The organism is Aeromonas sp. 11P (assembly GCF_051920165.1).
Taxonomy (GTDB): domain Bacteria; phylum Pseudomonadota; class Gammaproteobacteria; order Enterobacterales; family Aeromonadaceae; genus Aeromonas; species Aeromonas veronii.
The window spans coordinates 3770225-3789001 of record NZ_JBQBDJ010000004.1; the positions used below are offsets into that span (position 1 = coordinate 3770225).

Here is an 18777-nt window from a genome sequence, read left to right on the forward strand (position 1 = left end):
TCAGGGCAGCACGGCATGAACAAAGGGAACCGAGATGAGTCTGGAGAAAATGGGGCTGGCGGCCCGAGAAGCCGCCTATCAGCTGGCTACCGTCAGCACGGCGCAGAAGAACCGGGCGCTGGCCGCCATCGCCGACGAGCTGGAGGCGCGCAGTGAGCAGATCCTCGCTGCCAATGCGAAAGATATCGCCGCCGGCCGTGAGGCGGGCTTGTCAGAAGCCATGCTGGATCGCCTGCTGCTCAATCCGGTCCGGCTGGCCGGTATCGTGGCGGATGTGCGCAAGGTGATCACGCTGGATGATCCGGTCGGCGCCGAAATGGATAGCCGGGTGCTGGAAAATGGCCTGCGGCTCTCTCGTCGTCGGGTGCCCATCGGGGTTATCGGCGTCATCTACGAGGCGCGCCCCAATGTCACCATCGATATCGCCAGCCTCTGCCTCAAGACCGGCAACGCCAGCATATTGCGTGGTGGGCGCGAGACCTTCCACTCCAATCTGGAGCTGGTGCGGGTGATCCAGCATGCCTTGGCTGCCTCCGGTCTGCCCGAGGCGGCGGTGCAGTACATCGACAACCCGGATCGTGCGCTGGTCGGCGAGTTGCTGCGCCTCGACCGCTATGTGGACATGATCATCCCCCGTGGCGGTGCCGGCCTGCACAAGATGTGCAAGGAAAACAGCTCCATCCCGGTCATCATCGGCGGGTTCGGTATCAGCCATATCTTCGTCGACGAGAGCGCCGATCTGGTGCGCTCTCTGGCGGTCATCGACAACGCCAAGGTGCAACGCCCCTCCGCTTGTAATGCCCTCGATACCCTGCTGGTGCACGAGAAGGTGGCAGCCACCTTCCTGCCGCAACTGGTGACGCTGATGAACGAGCGCAAGGTGACGCTGGTGGCCGCGCCCAACGCCATGGCACTGCTGGCGGGTGCCGACAACCTGTGCGAGGCGGGGCCGGAGGATTTCGATACCGAGTGGCTCGGGCTGACCCTGGGGGTCAAGTTGGTGGCGGATGTGAACGAGGCACTGGCCCATATGCGCGAGCACAACGCCGGTCACTCCGATGCCATCCTGACCAACGATCTGGCCAACGCCGAGCGTTTCGTCAATGGGGCCGGTTCGGCGGCGGTCTATGTCAATGCATCCACCCGTTTCACCGATGGTGGCCAGTTTGGTTTGGGGGCGGAGGTTGCGGTCTCTACCCAGATGCTGCATGCCCGTGGCCCCATGGGGCTCACCGAGCTTACCAGCTACAAGTGGGTAGGGCAGGCCGATTACCTCAGCCGTGCCTGATAACAGGCTGTTGCAAAAACAAAAATGCCGACCACAGGGTCGGCATTTTTGTTCGCGTGCATCGCACCGATACCACGCAGTGCGCTATCCCTCGGGGTTATTCCCCGTGATAGAGCACCTGGTCACCGGATTTGAGCACATAACCCTTCCAGATAAAGAGGGTGTAGCCGCGACCCTGCCACGACCAGTTGCCCTCCGCACCTTGACGGGTCAGCGCAAGCAGCTCGCCGCTTGGTAGATGCAGTTCGGCCTGCGTCTGGTCGGCATTGAACATCACGAAGGCGCTGCTGGTCTGGCTGGTGTCGGTTGGATTGAGCCGTACACCCTCTTCAAACAGGCGCACACATTTGCCGGTCAGCGCTGACCACTGATAGCCCGCACTGCCGATACAGCCGTGGCTGTCGCGATCGCTGCCAACCAGATGTTGTTCCGGTGTACTGCATGCCGCCAGCAACAGAGAGGCGGCCATCAGAGTCAAGGTGCGCATGGTTACTCCTGCAGATCCCGTTCGATGACGATGTTGGAGAATCCCAGCTCTTTGAAGTAGTTCTCCTGGTAATCCTTCACGCTTTTCTTGTCGCGGCGACAAACCTGAGCCAGCTGGGCCTCCATGGCGTGAAAACTGGTGAGATCCAGCCCTTCGGCAGCGGCGATGGCGTCGTAGATGCTGCGGAACTTGTCGTTCGCGTAGCCGATCTCTTTGGCCTGTTTTTTATAGGTGTAGGTAATCTTAAAGGCCATCTTGCCCTTCCTTCTTCGATTTGGCTTGTTTGCGCTGGACGTAGAGGTAGAGGCTTTCGACCTTCTCCCGAGCCCAGGGGGTCTTGCGCAAGAACTTCAGGCTGGACTTGATGCTCGGATTATCGGTGAAGCAGCGGATATTGATCTGCTGCCCCAGCTCTTCCCAGCCATAGTGCTCGACCAGTGCGGTGACGATGGCTTCCAGCGTCAGCCCGTGCAGCGGGTTGTTCTTCTGCGAGGCGTTCGGTTGCTCGCTCATGCCTGCTCCGCCAGCTTGGCAAAGGGCTGACCCATGCGGGTGGTGACGCCATTGGCCAGATGGGGTTCGAAACCGGCCAGCATGCCCGGACCAAACAGGCAGACCACGGTGCTGCCTAGCTTGAACAGGCCCATCTCGGCGCCTTTCTGCAGGGTAATGGCCTCATCGCCGCTGTAGTCCCAGCGCACCACCTTCTTCTCTTTGGTCGGCGCAATGTTGCCAGCCCAGATGGTCTCGATGCTGGCCACGATAGTGGCACCGACCAGCACCAGTGCCATGGGGCCGTGCGGAGTGCGGAAGGTGGCGACCACCCGCTCGTTGCGGGCAAACAGGTTAGGCACGTTCTCGGCGGTGAGCGGGTTGACGGAGAAGAGATCCCCCGGCACGAACACCATGCTCTCCAGCACGCCGTCCAGCGGCATGTGGATGCGGTGATAATCCTTGGGCGCCAGATAGATGGTGGCGAAGTCGCCATCCTTGAACGGCGCCACCAGATCCTCATAGCCGCCCAGTAATTCGCGGGCGCTGTAGTCGTGCCCCTTGGCCTGGATGATGCGACCCTGCTGGATCGGGCCGAGCTGGCTGACGGTGCCATCCACCGGCAGCGCCAGAGTCATGGCATCTTCTACCACGGGGCGGATACCGGGTTTCAGCTCACGGGTGAAGAACTCGTTGAAGCTCTTGTAGTGGGCCGGACTCTCGTGCAGCGCCTCACTCATGTCGACCTTGTACTGCTTGATAAAAGCCTCGATCACTTTGGTGGTGATGTTGCCCGCTTCGGCGGCGGCAAACTTGCCGATCAGACGGGAGAGGGCGTGCTTGGGCAGACAGTATTGACCGGCAATTTTCAGGTTGTCAGTAATGCTCATGTTCATCATCAACGTAGGTTTATTAGGGTCACAGGCGCGCCTGTTGGCGACCGTGACGGGCTTCCTGCATGGTTTCCAGGATGCGGTGATAGTTGTGGAAGCGATCGGCGCTGATGGCGCCCGCGTCGACCGCGGCGCGCAGGGCACAGCCGGGATCGTCCTTGTGGGTACAGTCGCGGAACTTGCAGCCACCCAGGTAGTCGCGAAACTCGACGAAGCACCAGGTGATGCGGTCGGCCTCCAGATGCCAGAGGGCGAACTCGCGGATCCCGGGGGAGTCGATGAGATCGCCGCCGCTCGGGAAGTGGTAGAGCCGCGCCGTGGTGGTGGTGTGCTGGCCGAGCCCCGAGTTTTCGGAGATCTCGCCGGTGAGCACATCCAGCCCCGGCATCAGGGCGTTGGTGAGCGAGGATTTGCCCACCCCGGACTGGCCGACGAAGATGCTGATCTTGTCGGTGAGCTTGGCTTTCAGCTCATCCAGCCCTTCACCGCTCTCGCAGCTCACCAGCAATACCTCGTAATTGAGTTTGCGGTAGGTTTCGAGCTGGCTCTCGATGCGCGCTCTGGCGGCATCATCGAGCATGTCGACCTTGTTCAGCACGATGAGGGGGCGGATCTCCACATCCTCGGCGGCCACCAGATAGCGGTCGACGATGTTGGTGGAGAACTCGGGCATAACCGCCGAGACGATGATGATCTGGTCGATATTGGCGGCGATGGGTTTGACCCCGTCGTAAAAGTCCGGCCGGGTCAGTACCGAGTGGCGCGGATGCACCGCCTCGATGACGCCCGCTGTCGCGGCATTTAGGCCGGGACGCCACACCACCTTGTCGCCGCACACCAGACTGCTGATGCTGCTGCGCCGCAGGTTGCTGCGGTGGATGGTGCCATCGACCGCTTCCACGTCTGCGTGCTGACCAAAACGGCTGATTACCACCCCTTCGATGGCGGGGCCAAACAGGGTGTCATCCACCACTGTGGTGTGATCTTTTTGCAGCCGCCGTTCGCGGTTGGCCTGGACGCGCCTTTGTTGACCCAGATTGAGTTTTGCTTTCTTTGCCACTCGATTCGCCAGTTTATGAACAGATCCAAAGCCAGTATGATACATGCAAATTGGCAAAATTCCGCCATTCCTCCCAATAGAGAGAGCAATCATGACAGTCAGCGCGCAGAACCTGGTATGGATCGACATGGAGATGACGGGTCTGGACCCCGAAGAGAACGTGGTACTGGAGATTGCCACCATAGTCACCGACAAGGATCTGAACGTACTGGCCGAAGGGCCGGTCATCGCCATTCATCAGAGTGATGAAGAGCTGGCCAAGATGGACGAGTGGAACGTCAACACCCATACCAAGAGCGGTCTGGTGGCCCGGGTCAAGGCGAGTCAGCACGACGAGGCGAAAGCCATTGCCGAGACCCTCGCGTTCATTCGGCAGTGGGTGCCGGAGCGCACCAGCCCGCTGTGCGGCAACAGCATCGGTCAGGATCGCCGCTTCATGGTCAAGCACATGGCCGAGCTGGAAGCCTTCTTCCACTACCGCAATGTCGACGTCAGCACCATCAAGGAGCTGGTACGCCGCTGGCAGCCGGAACTGCTGGATCAGTTCAAGAAGAGCGGCACCCACCAGGCGCTGGACGACATCCGTGAATCCATCGCCGAGCTGCAGTTCTATCGCAGCCACGTCTTCAAGATCTGATTCCCCGGCAAGGGGTTGTCATACTCTGGCTGCTAAAATCGACAGTTCGGCCAGCTTTTGAGCGAACGCGCGCAACCAGACAAAAAAGCCCTTGCAATTGGAATGACTGCTCTTATAATTCGGCTCCCGTACAGTAGCGCAAGCAACCAAATGCTGTACGGCCTGTTTTAAGGTAGTTGCGGGAATAGCTCAGTTGGTAGAGCACGACCTTGCCAAGGTCGGGGTCGCGAGTTCGAGTCTCGTTTCCCGCTCCAAAAATCTGATGATGACACTGGTGCAAACCAGCCCGATGCGGGAATAGCTCAGTTGGTAGAGCACGACCTTGCCAAGGTCGGGGTCGCGAGTTCGAGTCTCGTTTCCCGCTCCAATCATCAGCCAGCCTCAAGACAACCAAATTGTTGCGGGAATAGCTCAGTTGGTAGAGCACGACCTTGCCAAGGTCGGGGTCGCGAGTTCGAGTCTCGTTTCCCGCTCCAAAAAATTTGTAAGTGATATTCCGATGCGGGAATAGCTCAGTTGGTAGAGCACGACCTTGCCAAGGTCGGGGTCGCGAGTTCGAGTCTCGTTTCCCGCTCCAATCACTTGCAGATGACATTCTGTTGCGGGAATAGCTCAGTTGGTAGAGCACGACCTTGCCAAGGTCGGGGTCGCGAGTTCGAGTCTCGTTTCCCGCTCCAAACATTTGTAAGTGACATTCCGTTGCGGGAATAGCTCAGTTGGTAGAGCACGACCTTGCCAAGGTCGGGGTCGCGAGTTCGAGTCTCGTTTCCCGCTCCAATCACTTGTAAATGACATTCTGTTGCGGGAATAGCTCAGTTGGTAGAGCACGACCTTGCCAAGGTCGGGGTCGCGAGTTCGAGTCTCGTTTCCCGCTCCAATCTCTCTTCGAAGTTTTAATTATCCCCCTCTGAATTGCCCATCACATCGCACTGCGATGACTTGTTGTATCCGGCGTTTGCCCGGTTTCTCACTTCTTCCCCGTACCTCTTCGGTCTTGGGATCGCTGTGCTATCACTCGCTAACAAGGTTCCTGAGTTCGGGCAAGGGTCTCTGCCGGCGGATCGCAGGTTTGGCAGGACCTGAATGACAGGCATGGGCTCGGTATAAGTTAAAACCGGGGCATTTAACCAAAATCCATAAATTTGATTTATAGCGGCCGGTTGCGGCCATAAACGGCTTGCAGGCGTTAGCAGCAAGCCCGCCAAGAGCTCTGCCGATCGGGGAGGGGACATTGCGGGTAAAAAAAGCGGGCAAAAAAATAGGAGGGCCGATGGCACCTCCTACATGTTCACTGGCGTGGCCTTAGATAACGGTGACGTTCTCAGCCTGAGGGCCTTTTTTGCCCTGGGTCACAGTGAACTGGACTTTCTGACCTTCAGCCAGGGTTTTGAAACCTGCGCTCTGGATGGAGGAGAAGTGAACGAATACGTCCGGACCCTGGGATTGTTCAATAAAGCCAAAACCCTTGGTTTCGTTGAACCATTTTACCTGGCCGGTGCGAATGTCAGACATGTGCTAAATCCTATCAATAACAAAATGAAACTAAGCCCGTGCTGGGCTGCATTTGCCTTGCAAGCAGGGGTTGGCTCATGACTGACCACGTCTCTTTGTCCCAGTAGCACGTAGAACAATCCCTGTCTAAAGCACAAACGATTGTACGTTAGCGCCGATCCTTGTCAATTTGACCCCTTTCGTTTTTTGAACAAGCTAAAAATATTGTGAAGTCAGTAGCTTATTTGAAGATATTTGACTGAAAAAAACGGGAGGCCAGTGCCTCCCGTTGTTGTTATTCCTTGAGGGCGAACCCTTCGCCCTGCCGGTCGTAGCGGTAAACCGCCTGACCGTAGGAGCGGATCTCCACCCGCTGGATGCGTCGGGTGTCGTCCACCAGGATGAAGATAGAACGGCCCGATTGCAGGCGGGTCAGGGGGCGATCCGGCCCCTCGATGGCGATCAGGCGGCTCAGTTCGGCACCCGGCAACTCGAATTTACGCCAGATGGAGTAGAGTGTCTCACCCGCCTGCACATCGTGTTGCAGCCAGGTGCCGTTGACCTTCTCTTCGACCGGCTTGGCTGCCGCGGGCGCACTGCCTGCCGCGCCATTGCCGACAGTTAGAGCTTGAGCAGGTACGGCCAGCGGCACTTCCAGCGAGCCCGAAGGGGCGGCTTTGGGTGCAGATGGTGCCGGCTCCCAGGCCAGCACCAGCAACCAGAGCGGGATCAGGATCAGCAGACCTATGGTGTTTTTGCGGGGCAGCGGGCTGGACAGCTTGAATTTGCCTGCTTTGGCATCCTGGCGGCCTTGGCCGAGGTTGCTCATCCCTTGGCCAAAACGTTGGCGCAGGGACAGGGTCGCGGCATTGATGCGATGGAGCAGGGATCCTTGTGATTCGTCTTGGCGACGCTGCTGGGCTCGTCTGTTATGGCCTCGTGGGCGACGGTCCGGGGTGGGCACGGCATTTACCTCTCACTACATTGCCTGCCATCAGGCAAATTCGTCGCCTATGGTAAACGGACTCGCCCCCGAGGGGGAGAGTCCTGAGGCGGAAAATTATCAGCTGAGACGAAATTGACCCAATAATTGCTGCAATTTGTCGGCCGCCTGACGCAATGCCTGACTGGCTTTGGCCGTTTCGGTCGCATCCTGAGCAATGTCGTTGGCCAGTGCGTTGGTTTTTGACAGGTTGCCGGAGACGGTTTCTGAGACCGAGCTCTGCTCTTCGGCGGCGGAGGCGATCTGATAGGTCATGTCGTTGATGGTGGAGATGGCCTGGTAGATGCTGCCGAGCGCCTCTTCAGCCAGATCCGCCTCGCCCACCGCCTGATGGGTCAACTGCTGGCTCTGGGTGATGGCGTTGACTGCATTGGTGGAGCTGAGGCGGATCTTCTCGATCAACTCCTGGGTGTTCTGCACCGCCTGCTGGGTATTGCCCGCCAGTTTGCGCACCTCGTCGGCCACCACCGCGAAACCACGCCCCTGCTCACCGGCCCGGGCTGCCTCGATGGCGGCGTTGAGTGCCAGCAGGTTGGTCTGATCGGCAATCCCCTGAATGACGGTGAGGATGCTGGTGATCTGGGCGCTGTCGTGAGCCAGCCCCTCCACCACTTCGGCCCCTTTCCCGGCTTCTGCCGCGACCTTGTGCATCGACTGGATCACCTGCTGGAAGCGCTCCTTGCCCTGATCGGCGGCGCTTTGCGCCTGTTTGGCCGAGTCGGCGGTGTTGTTGGCGTGGGTGGCGACCTCCTGACTGACGTAGGACATCTCCTGTACCGCGGTCAGCATCTGCTCCATCTCCGCCTGATGGTGCTGCAGGTTGTTGTCGGTCTGACCGGCGATGCGATCGGTATCACCGGCGTAGCGGTTCACCTCGCTGGCAGTCTTGAGCACATCCCCGAGCAGCCCTTGCAGCTTGTCGATAAAGCGGTTGATCCCCTTGGCGAGATCCCCCAGCTCATCCACCGAGCGGGTTGCGAGACGTTTGGTGAGATCCCCCTCGCCATCGGCGATGTCATCCACCAGGCTGACCATCTGACGGATGGGGCCGGTGATGCTGCGGGCAATCACCAGCATGGTGGCCAGCGCCAGCACCAGCACGATAAAGGCGCCCACCAATTGCTGGGTCACCGCGGCCTGGTTCATCTCATTGAGCTGGCTCTCCAGCTGATCGGCCCCCGCCAGTACCACCTTGTAGGGCAGGGTGACGATGATGGCCCAGTTGCGGCTCATTCCCGGCACCATGATGGGAACTGAAATACGGAATGACTCGTCCAGCTCCTGACGCTGAACTTCCGGTTTCAGGTATTGCTGCCACTGGTTGCCCAGCACCTTACCTGCGCTGCTGCCGAGCAGGCTGGCATCGCCACTGGTGCCGGTGATGACACCGGCGGCGCTGACGATCAGGGTTTCGCCTTTGCCGTCATAGATATTGCTGTTGAGGCTCTTGGCCTGACGGCTGATGGAGTCCACCGCCAGATCCAGCGCGGCGATCCCCTTGAACTGACCATCCACCATGATGGGGGTGGTGATGGTGCTCACCAGCACCTGTTGGCCGTTGATATCCACCTTGAAGGGATCGATGAGGCAAGAGCGTCCTTCCCGTTTTGGGCAGGCGTAGTAGTCGTTGGCTGGATTGCCGAATTCGTCCGGGTCGGTTTTTTCGATGGAGAGCAGCAGATCGGTACCGATTTGATCCTTGTCGCGATAGAAGTAGGGCACGAAGCGCCCCTTGTCGTCACTGCCCAGCGCACTCTGGCCAGCAAAGCTGGCATCCTGACCGTCGAAACCGTTGGGCTCGAAGCCGGCGAAGGCGCCATAGAGCTGTGGCTCCAGCGCCAGTTGTGCCTTGAGCAGGTCAGTGGCCTGCTGGCGATCCAGCGGCAGTTTGCCCTGTTGTTGCAGGGCGAGGGCGCTGGCCATCTGCTGGGTGTAGGAGAGCCCTTTTTGCAGCAGTTGGGTGATGGTGGCCGCCTCGGCGCGGGCATTGGCGCTGACCTTCTGCCATGCCTCCTGCTGCAGCGCTTCACGGCTGGAGCTGATGGTGAGTTGTTGGGTCTGTTGGCCGGAGTATTGATTGAGCAGGATCAGGATGACCAGGGCTGCGGTCATGGCGATCCCGGCCATCACTAGAATGCGATTCTGGATAGAACGGAACTGCATCGTCTCTTCCTTGTTCGTGAGAAGTGTGGTGAGCGTTATCTGGGTATCGACCGGAGGAGGCAGCTCTCCAGCATTGTGCATAGCAAATCGGAAACGGGGCTTCTGTTTTGCGATCCTCTTCAAATATCGGGCTACAGATGCAAATGGCGACAGATTTAATCCCCTACTTTAGCCCGCAATGGCTTCATGGTTTTCCCATCCGTGATTGTCGGTGCTAAAATGCGACGGTTTTTTTAACGAATTGGCCCAAGGCCCTCTACACAAGGCTTAAAGATGAAAGTCAAAACCCGTTTTGCTCCCAGCCCGACCGGCTTTTTGCATGTCGGCGGTGCCCGTACCGCACTCTATTCCTGGTTGTTTGCAAAGAACCAGGGCGGTGAGTTTGTGCTGCGTATCGAGGATACCGATCTGGAACGTTCCACTCAGGAGGCCATCGACGCCATCATTGAGGGCATGGAATGGCTGGAGCTGAACTGGGATGAGGGCCCCTACTACCAGACCAAGCGCTTCGATCGCTACAACGCACTGATCGACGAGATGCTGGCTGACGGCCGCGCCTACAAGTGCTACTGCTCCAAAGAGCGTCTGGAAGCGCTGCGTGAAGGCCAGATGGCCAACGGCGAGAAGCCCCGTTATGACGGCAAGTGCCGCGACCACGCCCACGATCACCCGGCCGATGCGCCGCACGTGATCCGCTTCCGCAACCCGACCGAAGGTTCCGTGGTATTCGATGACCACGTCCGTGGCCGCATCGAGTTCGCCAACACCGAGCTGGACGATCTGATCATCCGCCGTACCGACGGCGCGCCGACCTACAACTTCTGCGTAGTGGTCGATGACTGGGATATGGAGATCACCCACGTGGTGCGTGGCGAAGACCACATCAACAACACCCCGCGCCAGATCAACATCTACAAGGCGCTGAACGCGCCGGTACCGGAATTTGCCCACGTCTCCATGATCCTGGGTGACGACGGTGCCAAGCTCTCCAAGCGCCACGGCGCAGTCTCCGTGATGCAGTACCGCGATGACGGCTACCTGCCGGAAGCGCTGCTGAACTATCTGGTGCGTTTGGGTTGGTCCCACGGCGATCAGGAGATCTTCAGCCTGGAAGAGATGATCAAGCTGTTCAGCCTGGATGCCATCTCCAAGTCCGCCTCTGCCTTCAATACCGACAAGCTGCTGTGGTTGAACAACCACTACATGCGCAGCCTGGACCCGGCTTATGTTGCCAAGCATCTGGCATGGCACATGGAAAACCAGAAGATCGACATCAGCAATGGCCCGGCGCTGGCCGAAGTGGTCACCCTGCTGGCCGAGCGCTGCAACACCCTGGTCGAGATGGCCGCCCAGAGCCGCTACCTGTTCGAAGAGTACGAAGCGATCGACGAAGCCGCTGCCAAGAAGCACCTGCGCGGGGTGGCTGCCGAGCCGCTGGCTCTGGCCAAAACCAAGTTGGCAGCACTGGATAGCTGGACTACCGAAGCGCTGCACGAGCTGATTGAAGCGACCGCTGCCGAGCTGGGTCAGGGTATGGGCAAGGTTGGTATGCCGCTGCGCGTGGCCGTCACCGGTCTGGGTCAGTCCCCTGGCATCGACGCCGTGATGGCGCTGGTGGGCAAGGAGCGTGTACTTGCTCGTATCGACCGTGCGCTGGCTTACATCGAAGCCCGCATGGCCGCCGAGTAACTGCTGCCGATGTGGCAGGCGAGGGGATAACCCCGCTCTGCCACATGCTGAATAGCAAAAATCCGAAACCACAGGTTTCGGATTTTTTTATGGCCAGAGCTGCGGCGGGGCACAATGGCGGTCATGCCCGACCAAGGAGAGCTGTCATGCGAGTTTGAAGGACTGGATCTGGCTGTCGAGCTCCTTGCTATGTTGTTCGACCAGTTCGGAGGCCTCTTGCAGTTCGCGCAGCACTACGACGGAGCCTTCGGCGATCTGCTTGACCTGCTCCAGATTGCCGCGCATCTCTTCGGCGACCGAGCTCTGTTGCTCGGAGGCGGCGGCGATGTGGCGGTTCATGTCGGCGACACCCTGTACCCGCTGCACTATGGTGGCGAGCTGGGTACCGGCCTGGGTCACCTGTTCCACCCCCTTGTCGGCCTGCTGTACGCTTTGGGCCATCAGTTCGCCAGCCTGATGGGCATTGCCCTGCAGCTGTTCGATCATCTTCTGGATTTCGACGGTGGCGGCCTGAGCCCGGTTGGCCAGCTCGCGCACTTCGGAGGCCACCACGGCAAAGCCACGACCCGCTTCACCGGCGCGGGCCGCCTCGATGGCCGCGTTAAGTGCCAGCAGGTTGGTCTGTTCCGAGATGCCGCGAATGGTGTCGACCACAGAGCCAATGCGCTCGACCCCCTGCTCCACCTCGTTGACCACGGTGGCGGAGCGCTGGATGTTGCCGGAGAGGGTGTCGATGGTGCTGACGGTGTCGGCGACGCAGCGGCTCCCCTCTTCCGCCAGCTGGCTGGTTTCGGCGGTGGCGTGAGAGGCCTGATCCGCATGGGCGGCCACTTCGCGAATGGCGCCGACCATCTGGCTCATGGCGCTGGCTAGCTGTTCGATCTGGGTGAACTCTTCGTTGATCGCTTCGTTGGCCTCTTCCATGCAAAGGGTCACCTGGGAGGCGATGTCGTTGAGCTCCTTGCAGGCGGCGCGCTGGTTGCCAAACACCTCTTTGAGGTTCTCCTGCGAGTGGGAGACCGCCTTGGCGATGTCACCGAATTCGTCACGAGACTTGAGCAGTACCTTGTGGCTGAGGTCCCGCTTGGCGAAGCGCTCCAGCAGGCCAACCAGATAGTGAACCTGTTTGACCATCAGGCGGGAGCCGGTGAGCAGCAGGATCACGAACAGCAGCCCCATGATGGCGGTCTCCATCAGGCCGGTCCAGAGCAGGCGATTGGAGATGGCATCTGCCTTGGCGGGGTCGAGCCCTTCGCTGAGCAGGGTCGCTTCCAGATTGTTGGCGTCAAACCAGAGTTTGGTCAGTAGCAGGAGGGTACTGAACACCATCAGCAGCACCACTTTGGGTACCAACCGGATGTTGCTCATTCTTTTCTCCAGCAGGTTCAGCTGCATTGTCATTCTCCTTTTAAAAGCCGTTTTTCCTTTGCCCTCAGGACTATCGGCATTATCTTCTCTTTTATTAATTTGCACCGTGTTTAAAGTTGGAAAATGTATGCGACATCACTTAACTCATCTGCGGGCGATGGATCTGCTGATGGCATTTCTGTCGATTATCTCGGTTGTGCTGGTGACGGCCCGCTGGTGGGGCCATCAGACACTGACCCCCCAGACCCTGCAGCTCTTCTATGACCTCGACAGTCTGATCTGCTACTTCTTCCTCGCACACTTTGCTTATGGCTGGATCCGGGCACCCGATCGCAAGGCTTATTTCAAGGCCAACTGGTTCTATTTGCCGGGTAGTCTGCCCATGGTGGAGTCCCTGCGCTGGGCCCGTTTACTTCAGCTGTGGCGGGTTTATCAACTATTCACCGAGCATCCTGATCTCTGGGGCATGTTCCGTCGCGAGCGCAACGAGACGACTATCTCCGGCATCCTGTTCCTGTTCTTCCTGCTGCTGGGGGTAGGCTCCGCTGTCATGTACTGGATCGAGTCTGGCCAGCCCGGCAGCGAGATCCAGACGCCCTACGATGCCTTCTGGTGGACGCTGGTAACCCTCTCTACCGTGGGCTACGGCGATCTGGTGCCCAAAACCGAACAGGGGCGGTTTGTCGCCAGCTTGTTGATTCTGTTCGGCGTCGGTCTGTTCGGTGCCATCAGCGGTTTTATGGCCAGCCTGTTTTTGCAACCTCACAAGGGAGAAGGCGAGAGCGACAAGTGGCGTCATCACTACAACAACCAGCAAGAGGAGCTGCTGCGGGAGATCCGCGCCCTGCGCAGCGAGGTGCGGGAGCTGAAAAACAAGTGAGGCTGCGGGCGGGCAAGTTGCGAGGTGACTCGCAACTCTGCGCTCTTTATCCGGGGGGAGGTGCTTTTTCTTTGCTTGTCCTTTAACCTGCTGGCGGCTTAACATTCAACCTCTTGTCCAAACCTGAAAAAGAGAACCGATCGACCATGCGCGCCCTTCTCGGGATTTTGATCTGCTTGTGTGCCCAACAGGCACTGGCCGATACCCGTTATGTTTCAGACAACATCTTTACCTATATCCACAATGGCCCGGGTACCCAGTACCGGATCCTTGGCAGCGTCAAGGCTGGTGAACCGCTGGAGGTAAAGGCGGTGAATAGCGAGGCCGGTTTCACCCAGGTGGTGGACGGTCGTGGCCGCGAGGGGTGGATCAAGAACAGCGAACTGCAGAGCCAGATCAGCCTGCGCGAGCGTCTGCCCCAGGTGGAAAAAGAGCGCGATGAGCTTAAAGATCGCCTGCAGAACCTCAACGGTGACAACGAGAAACGCTTCACCGAGAAGGATGGTCAGATCGCTGCCCAGAGCAAGGAGATCGCCGCCCTCAAGGCCCAGCTGGTCAGTCAGGGTGAGGAGATGAGCAATCTCAAAGAGCAGAATGATGCCCTGACCCAAAGCTACGACAACCAGGAGCACGACATGCAGATGGACTGGTTTATCCGTGGTGGTGCCATGGTGGGTGCCGGTATCCTGCTTGGTATCCTGCTGCCCATGCTGCCCCGTCGTCGCAGCCGTGGCGATCGCTGGATGAACTGACAGCATCTGGCTGAATGAATTGCTGAGAAGGGTCGCCGTGGCGACCCTTCTTTATTTGGGCGCATTGGGCGGAATGCGTGGCTGCTTTGCGACAAGGTGGTGGCAGATCGTATACAAAATGAAGTCAGATGACCCTCACGCTTGCTGGCGTATTGGCTTCAAAAGGGAGTTAACTGGGTGAATGAGCGATCTTTGTTAAAGAGTGGCAACAAATTCATTTCATATAGGGTGCAACATTGTATACATTATCGGCGTTTCGGCGGCGCGTCCGCCTTTGTCGATATCAGCCCTAGGGCGTACAGGAAGACCCCATATGTTCAAAGCTACTCAAGTGCTTGCCGCTGACTATATCCCCTCCGATCTGGCCGCCCTGCGCGAAGCCATCACCCAGAACTACGTGGTGGATGAAAATGCCTATCTGGCCGAACTGTCGGCCATGCTGCCGGGGGATGGCGCCTCGCTCGAGCAGGTGACCCAGCGTGCCCGCACCCTGGTGACCAAGGTACGCAAGGAGAGCGGCTCCGGTGACGGTATCGACGCCTTCCTGCAGGAGTACAGCCTCGATACCCAGGAGGGGATCATCCTGATGTGTCTGGCCGAGGCGCTGCTGCGCATTCCCGATGCCGAGACCGCCGATGCCCTGATAAAGGACAAGCTCTCTGGCGCCAACTGGTCGTCCCATTTCCGCAAGAGCGATTCCACCCTGGTCAACGCCTCCACCTGGGGGCTGATGCTGACCGGCAAGATCATCAAGCTCGACAAGAAGCTGGACGGCAACCCGGCCAACCTGCTGGGGCGCATGGTCAATAAGCTGGGGGAGCCGGTGGTGCGCTCCGCCATGTACGCCGCCATGAAGATCATGGGCAAGCAGTTCGTGCTGGGGCGCGACATGAAAGAGGCGCTCAAGGCGAGCCGCAAATCCCGCGAGCTGGGTTACACCCACACCTACGACATGCTGGGTGAATCGGCACTGACCATGCAGGATGCCGACAAGTATCTGACCGATTACCGCAACGCCATCGAGGCGGTCGGCAACGAGCGGATCAGCGACGGCGGCCCGGCCCCCTCCATCTCCATCAAGCTGTCGGCGCTGCATCCGCGTTATGACGTGGCCAACCGCGAGCGGGTGCTTGGCGAGATGTGCGAGCGGCTGGTAGGGCTGGTGCGTCTGGCCCGCGACAAGGATGTGGCCATCAGCATCGATGCCGAGGAGATGGACCGCCTCGAGCTGTCGCTGGACCTGTTCGAGCAGCTCTACCGCTCCGATGCCAACCGTGGCTGGGGCAAGCTCGGCATGGTGGTGCAGGCTTACTCCAAGCGCGCCCTGCCGGTACTCTGCTGGCTCACCGCGCTGGCCCGCGAGCAGGGTGACCTCATTCCGGTGCGACTGGTAAAAGGCGCCTACTGGGACAGCGAACTGAAATATGCCCAGCAGGCGGGCCTGCCCGGCTACCCGCTCTTTACCCGCAAGGCGGGCACTGATATCTCCTACCTCGCCTGCGCCCGCTACCTGCTGAGCGAGCCGACCCGCGGCTTTATCGCTCCCCAGTTCGCCACCCACAACGCCAATACCGTGGTCAGCATTCTGGAGATGGCTGGCGATCGCCAGTTTGAATTCCAGCGTCTGCACGGCATGGGGGAGGAGCTGCACAACGCCGTGCTGAACGATAATCCTGGCCTGCACTGCCGCATCTATGCCCCGGTCGGCGCCCACAAGGATCTGTTGCCCTATCTGGTGCGCCGCCTGCTGGAGAACGGGGCCAACACCTCCTTCGTTCACAAGCTGGTGGACCCCAACACCCCGGTGGACTCGCTGGCCGAGCATCCGCTGCGGACCCTCAAGCGCTACTCCGGCTTTGCCAACGACCGCATTCCGCAGCCGGTGAACCTCTTCACCGACCGCAAGAACTCCAGCGGCGTCAACATGAACATCCTCTCCATCCAGCGCCCCTTCTTCGCCCGCTTGAAAGAGCTGGAGAGCAAGCAGTGGCTGGCGGGCCCCATCGTCGATGGCGAGACCCTCAAGCGCAGTGAGGCCCGCACCGTGCTGAGCCCGCAGGATGTGAGCCTCACCGTCGGCAAGATCCACTGGGCCGACGAGCAGGCGGTGGAGCAAGCCTTGGCATCGGCCCACGCCGCCTTCCCGCGCTGGCGTGAAACCCCGGTGAGCGAGCGTGCTGCCGCGCTGGAGAAGCTGGCGGATCTGCTGGAAGCGAACCGCGAGCAGTTTGTCTCTCTCTGTACCCGCGAGGCGGGCAAGCTGCTGCAAGATGGCATCGACGAGGTGCGTGAAGCGGTCGATTTCTGCCGCTACTATGCGGTGCAGGCGCGCAGCCTGATGGGGCAGGCGACCCTGCTGCCCGGTTACACCGGCGAGCAGAACGAGCTGTTCCTGCAGGGGCGGGGCGTGTTTGTCTGCATCAGCCCGTGGAACTTTCCGCTGGCGATCTTCCTGGGCCAAGTTGCTGCAGCGTTGGCCACCGGCAACACCGTCATCGCCAAACCGGCGGAGCAGACCGGCCTTATCGCCCATCTGGCGGTGACTCTGGCCCATCAGGCCGGTATTCCGGGCGACGTGCTGCAGCTGCTGCCCGGTGACGGTGCTACCGTCGGCGCCAAGTTGACAGCCGATCCGCGCATCGGTGGCGTCTGCTTTACCGGCTCCACCGAGACCGCCAAGCTGATCAACATGACCCTGGCCCAGCGCGATGGCGCCATCCTACCGCTCATCGCCGAGACAGGCGGCCAGAACGCCATGATTGTCGACTCCACCGCCCTGCCGGAGCAGGTGGTGCGCGACGTGGTGAGCGCCGCCTTCCAGAGCGCCGGTCAGCGCTGCTCGGCCCTGCGGGTGCTCTATCTGCAGGAGGAGATCGCCGAGCGGGTGCTGGAGATCCTCACCGGTGCCATGCAGGAGCTGAAAGTGGGCAACCCAGCCGAGCACAATACCGACGTCGGCCCGGTGATCGATGCCGATGCCAAGGCTGGTCTCGATGCCCACCTCGCCTACATGATGCCGCGCGCTCGCCTGATTGCGCAGGCGCCGATGCCTGCCGCGACCATGGAAGGGCACTTTGTCCAGCCGACCGCGCTGGAGATCGGCTCCATCCGCGAGCTGGCCAAGGAGCAGTTCGGCCCCATCCTGCACGTGGTACGCTACGCCACCCGGGATCTGGACAAGGTGATCAGCGACATCAACGGTACCGGTTATGGCCTGACGCTCGGGATCCACAGCCGCAATGAATCCCACGCCGAGGAGCTGGCAAGCCGCATCAACGTGGGCAACGTCTACATCAACCGCAACCAGATCGGCGCCATGGTCGGGGTGCAGCCGTTCGGCGGCCAGGGACTCTCCGGCACCGGTCCCAAGGCAGGCGGTCCCCACTACTTAAGCCGCTTCGTCACCGAGAAGACCCGCACCATCAACACCACTGCTGTGGGTGGCAACGCCTCCCTGCTGGCGATGGGCGATGCCTGATCCGCGTCGATAGAGGCCGGATACTGGATACCGGATAACAACGGGCCGCCTTCGGGCGGCCTCTTTATTTGCACCATCCGTTTTTTACGAATGGGACAATCGGCCACGGTGGGGTCGTCAGCGACCCGTGCTGGTCGTAAGATGGGAGCCATTCGCGCGGCGTTTGCCCCTTGCTCGGCAAGCCGTGGCCAGGATTCTGTTTTAACGAGAGTGTTTATCTGATGTCATTAACCGAACAAGCCCGCTGGTTCGTGCTGGGGGGCGATCATCTGGTACTGCTCGATCAGCAAGGTCAGGTGCCACAGGGCAGTAAAGCGTGCCTGCCCGCAGCGCTGGCTGACGCCCATTTCGAGCGTTTCGACGAGTGGCAGGGGCTACCCTGCTATCTGCTGGATCTGGGGGACGAGGCCGACACGACTATGATGGCCCCGCTGCGCCAGCTGATGGTGGCGGGGGACGAAGAGGGCTTTCGTCTCGCCGGTCGCGCCTGGCAGCTCGCCACTTTCCGCCGTACCCACCGTTTTTGCGGCGAGTGCGGCGCCCCCATGACCCCGAAGGCGGGGGAGTGGGCGCAGGTGTGCCACCACGGCCACACGGCCTATCCGCGCATCTCTCCCTGCATTATCGTGGCGGTACGGAAGGGGGCTGAGATCCTGCTGGCGGCCCATCGCCGTCACTATCAGGCGGACGATCCCATGTATACCGTGTTGGCTGGCTTCGTCGAGGCGGGAGAGAACCTCGAGCAGTGCGTGGCGCGGGAGGTGTTCGAGGAGAGCGGCATCCGGGTGTGTAATGTGCGCTATGTAGCGAGCCAGCCCTGGCCATTCCCTCACAGCCTGATGATGGGCTTTACCGCCGACTACGAGAGCGGCGAGATCAAGGTGCAGGATGACGAACTGGTGGCCGCCGATTTCTTTACCGCCGACCGCTTGCCGCGTTTGCCACCTCACGGCACCATCGCCCGGTGGCTGATCGAGCGTTCGCTGGCGGGCGAGGGGTAACGGCGCTTATCTTTTCGCCAATTCTTTCGGGAACGGAGCGGTCAGGTTTGCGCCCCTTCACATCTTTGCAACCGCGCGTCCATTTGCCACGTTTT

Annotated in this window: 16 protein-coding genes and 7 tRNA genes; 14 read left to right on the plus strand and 9 right to left on the minus strand. The window is 60.1% G+C overall.

Annotated features, from left to right (window positions below; genetic code table 11):
* Positions 1-34 precede the first annotated feature (34 nt).
* Complete coding sequence (locus tag ACTG1P_RS17505; RefSeq protein WP_440001818.1) at positions 35-1288, plus strand: glutamate-5-semialdehyde dehydrogenase; 1254 nt, start codon at positions 35-37, stop codon at positions 1286-1288.
* A gap of 97 nt (positions 1289-1385) precedes the next feature.
* Here ACTG1P_RS17505 and ACTG1P_RS17510 read toward each other — a convergent pair whose 3' ends face one another.
* Genes ACTG1P_RS17510 through rsgA form a run of 5 tightly spaced genes read right to left on the minus strand, consistent with a single transcriptional unit; the run spans position 1386 to position 4220 of the window.
* Positions 1386-1775, minus strand: a complete 390-nt coding sequence (locus ACTG1P_RS17510; RefSeq protein ID WP_278168592.1) for a hypothetical protein — start codon at positions 1773-1775, stop codon at positions 1386-1388.
* Positions 1776-1777: 2 nt separating this feature from the next.
* Positions 1778-2029 carry a DUF2960 domain-containing protein gene (locus ACTG1P_RS17515; RefSeq protein ID WP_005338984.1) on the minus strand — a complete coding sequence of 84 codons (252 nt, stop codon included), beginning with the start codon at positions 2027-2029 and terminating at the stop codon, positions 1778-1780.
* Positions 2019-2288 (minus strand): VF530 family DNA-binding protein, encoded by a 270-nt coding sequence (locus ACTG1P_RS17520; protein WP_005349372.1) that lies wholly within the window; start codon positions 2286-2288, stop codon positions 2019-2021. Before ACTG1P_RS17520 ends, ACTG1P_RS17515 begins: the two co-directional genes overlap by 11 nt.
* Positions 2285-3157: an archaetidylserine decarboxylase gene (gene asd / locus ACTG1P_RS17525; RefSeq protein WP_021231920.1), complete on the minus strand. Its 873-nt coding sequence runs from the start codon at positions 3155-3157 to the stop codon at positions 2285-2287. Before asd ends, ACTG1P_RS17520 begins: the two co-directional genes overlap by 4 nt.
* Before the next feature lie 28 nt (positions 3158-3185).
* Entirely contained in the window at positions 3186-4220 is a 1035-nt protein-coding gene (rsgA, locus tag ACTG1P_RS17530) for a small ribosomal subunit biogenesis GTPase RsgA (RefSeq protein WP_013724084.1), read from the minus strand.
* 91 nt (positions 4221-4311) lie between these two features.
* Between rsgA and orn the strand changes: the two genes are divergently transcribed.
* The 8 genes from orn (at position 4312) to ACTG1P_RS17570 (ending at position 5734) form a co-directional block, all read left to right on the plus strand.
* Positions 4312-4857: an oligoribonuclease gene (gene orn / locus ACTG1P_RS17535; RefSeq protein ID WP_005349380.1), complete on the plus strand. Its 546-nt coding sequence runs from the start codon at positions 4312-4314 to the stop codon at positions 4855-4857.
* 178 nt (positions 4858-5035) lie between these two features.
* Positions 5036-5111 (plus strand) — tRNA-Gly (locus ACTG1P_RS17540).
* A 37-nt stretch (positions 5112-5148) separates the two neighbouring features.
* Positions 5149-5224: transfer RNA gene (locus tag ACTG1P_RS17545), tRNA-Gly, on the plus strand.
* Positions 5225-5257: 33 nt separating this feature from the next.
* Positions 5258-5333 (plus strand) — tRNA-Gly (locus tag ACTG1P_RS17550).
* Positions 5334-5358: 25 nt separating this feature from the next.
* A tRNA-Gly gene (locus tag ACTG1P_RS17555) sits at positions 5359-5434 on the plus strand.
* A 24-nt stretch (positions 5435-5458) separates the two neighbouring features.
* Positions 5459-5534: transfer RNA gene (locus tag ACTG1P_RS17560), tRNA-Gly, on the plus strand.
* A 24-nt stretch (positions 5535-5558) separates the two neighbouring features.
* Positions 5559-5634 (plus strand) — tRNA-Gly (locus ACTG1P_RS17565).
* A gap of 24 nt (positions 5635-5658) precedes the next feature.
* Positions 5659-5734: transfer RNA gene (locus tag ACTG1P_RS17570), tRNA-Gly, on the plus strand.
* Positions 5735-6159: 425 nt separating this feature from the next.
* Here the strand turns inward: ACTG1P_RS17570 and ACTG1P_RS17575 are convergent.
* From ACTG1P_RS17575 to ACTG1P_RS17585, 3 genes are all read right to left on the minus strand, one after another.
* Positions 6160-6369: a cold-shock protein gene (locus ACTG1P_RS17575; protein WP_005297820.1), complete on the minus strand. Its 210-nt coding sequence runs from the start codon at positions 6367-6369 to the stop codon at positions 6160-6162.
* Between the two features lie 274 nt (positions 6370-6643).
* Complete coding sequence (locus ACTG1P_RS17580) at positions 6644-7312, minus strand: LysM-like peptidoglycan-binding domain-containing protein (protein ID WP_278168575.1); 669 nt, start codon at positions 7310-7312, stop codon at positions 6644-6646.
* Positions 7313-7411: 99 nt separating this feature from the next.
* A complete protein-coding gene (locus ACTG1P_RS17585; RefSeq protein ID WP_201980645.1) occupies positions 7412-9514 on the minus strand; it encodes a methyl-accepting chemotaxis protein in 2103 nt (700 codons plus the stop codon).
* A 273-nt stretch (positions 9515-9787) separates the two neighbouring features.
* On the opposite strand from ACTG1P_RS17585, the gene gltX reads away from it, so the two are divergent.
* Positions 9788-11203: a glutamate--tRNA ligase gene (gene gltX / locus ACTG1P_RS17590; RefSeq protein ID WP_440001819.1), complete on the plus strand. Its 1416-nt coding sequence runs from the start codon at positions 9788-9790 to the stop codon at positions 11201-11203.
* Between the two features lie 144 nt (positions 11204-11347).
* On the opposite strand, the gene ACTG1P_RS17595 is transcribed toward gltX, so the two are convergent.
* Positions 11348-12598, minus strand: coding sequence for a methyl-accepting chemotaxis protein (locus ACTG1P_RS17595; protein ID WP_005362726.1), 1251 nt, complete (start codon positions 12596-12598; stop codon positions 11348-11350).
* A 100-nt stretch (positions 12599-12698) separates the two neighbouring features.
* Between ACTG1P_RS17595 and ACTG1P_RS17600 the strand changes: the two genes are divergently transcribed.
* From ACTG1P_RS17600 to nudC, 4 genes are all read left to right on the plus strand, one after another.
* The gene (locus ACTG1P_RS17600) at positions 12699-13451 is read left to right on the plus strand and encodes a potassium channel family protein (protein WP_234924342.1); all 753 of its coding nucleotides are present in this window, start codon (positions 12699-12701) and stop codon (positions 13449-13451) included.
* Between the two features lie 146 nt (positions 13452-13597).
* Positions 13598-14203, plus strand: a complete 606-nt coding sequence (locus tag ACTG1P_RS17605; RefSeq protein WP_005335443.1) for a TIGR04211 family SH3 domain-containing protein — start codon at positions 13598-13600, stop codon at positions 14201-14203.
* A 313-nt stretch (positions 14204-14516) separates the two neighbouring features.
* A complete protein-coding gene (gene putA / locus ACTG1P_RS17610; RefSeq protein ID WP_440001820.1) occupies positions 14517-17681 on the plus strand; it encodes a bifunctional proline dehydrogenase/L-glutamate gamma-semialdehyde dehydrogenase PutA in 3165 nt (1054 codons plus the stop codon).
* 221 nt (positions 17682-17902) lie between these two features.
* Positions 17903-18682 carry an NAD(+) diphosphatase gene (gene nudC / locus ACTG1P_RS17615; protein WP_440001821.1) on the plus strand — a complete coding sequence of 260 codons (780 nt, stop codon included), beginning with the start codon at positions 17903-17905 and terminating at the stop codon, positions 18680-18682.
* Positions 18683-18777 lie beyond the last annotated feature (95 nt).

Excerpts from the sequence above, each read along its gene's own strand:
- putA (WP_440001820.1), top strand. The coding sequence starts at position 14,517 with ATGTTCAAAGCTACTCAAGTGCTTGCCGCTGACTATATCCCCTCCGAT.
- ACTG1P_RS17595 (WP_005362726.1), bottom strand. The coding sequence starts at position 12,598 with ATGCAGCTGAACCTGCTGGAGAAAAGAATGAGCAACATCCGGTTGGTA.
- orn (WP_005349380.1), top strand. The coding sequence starts at position 4,312 with ATGACAGTCAGCGCGCAGAACCTGGTATGGATCGACATGGAGATGACG.
- nudC (WP_440001821.1), top strand. The coding sequence starts at position 17,903 with ATGTCATTAACCGAACAAGCCCGCTGGTTCGTGCTGGGGGGCGATCAT.
- gltX (WP_440001819.1), top strand. The coding sequence starts at position 9,788 with ATGAAAGTCAAAACCCGTTTTGCTCCCAGCCCGACCGGCTTTTTGCAT.
- ACTG1P_RS17585 (WP_201980645.1), bottom strand. The coding sequence starts at position 9,514 with ATGCAGTTCCGTTCTATCCAGAATCGCATTCTAGTGATGGCCGGGATC.
- ACTG1P_RS17515 (WP_005338984.1), bottom strand. The coding sequence starts at position 2,029 with ATGGCCTTTAAGATTACCTACACCTATAAAAAACAGGCCAAAGAGATC.
- ACTG1P_RS17600 (WP_234924342.1), top strand. The coding sequence starts at position 12,699 with ATGCGACATCACTTAACTCATCTGCGGGCGATGGATCTGCTGATGGCA.
- ACTG1P_RS17505 (WP_440001818.1), top strand. The coding sequence starts at position 35 with ATGAGTCTGGAGAAAATGGGGCTGGCGGCCCGAGAAGCCGCCTATCAG.
- asd (WP_021231920.1), bottom strand. The coding sequence starts at position 3,157 with ATGAGCATTACTGACAACCTGAAAATTGCCGGTCAATACTGTCTGCCC.
- ACTG1P_RS17520 (WP_005349372.1), bottom strand. The coding sequence starts at position 2,288 with ATGAGCGAGCAACCGAACGCCTCGCAGAAGAACAACCCGCTGCACGGG.
- ACTG1P_RS17605 (WP_005335443.1), top strand. The coding sequence starts at position 13,598 with ATGCGCGCCCTTCTCGGGATTTTGATCTGCTTGTGTGCCCAACAGGCA.
- ACTG1P_RS17575 (WP_005297820.1), bottom strand. The coding sequence starts at position 6,369 with ATGTCTGACATTCGCACCGGCCAGGTAAAATGGTTCAACGAAACCAAG.
- ACTG1P_RS17510 (WP_278168592.1), bottom strand. The coding sequence starts at position 1,775 with ATGCGCACCTTGACTCTGATGGCCGCCTCTCTGTTGCTGGCGGCATGC.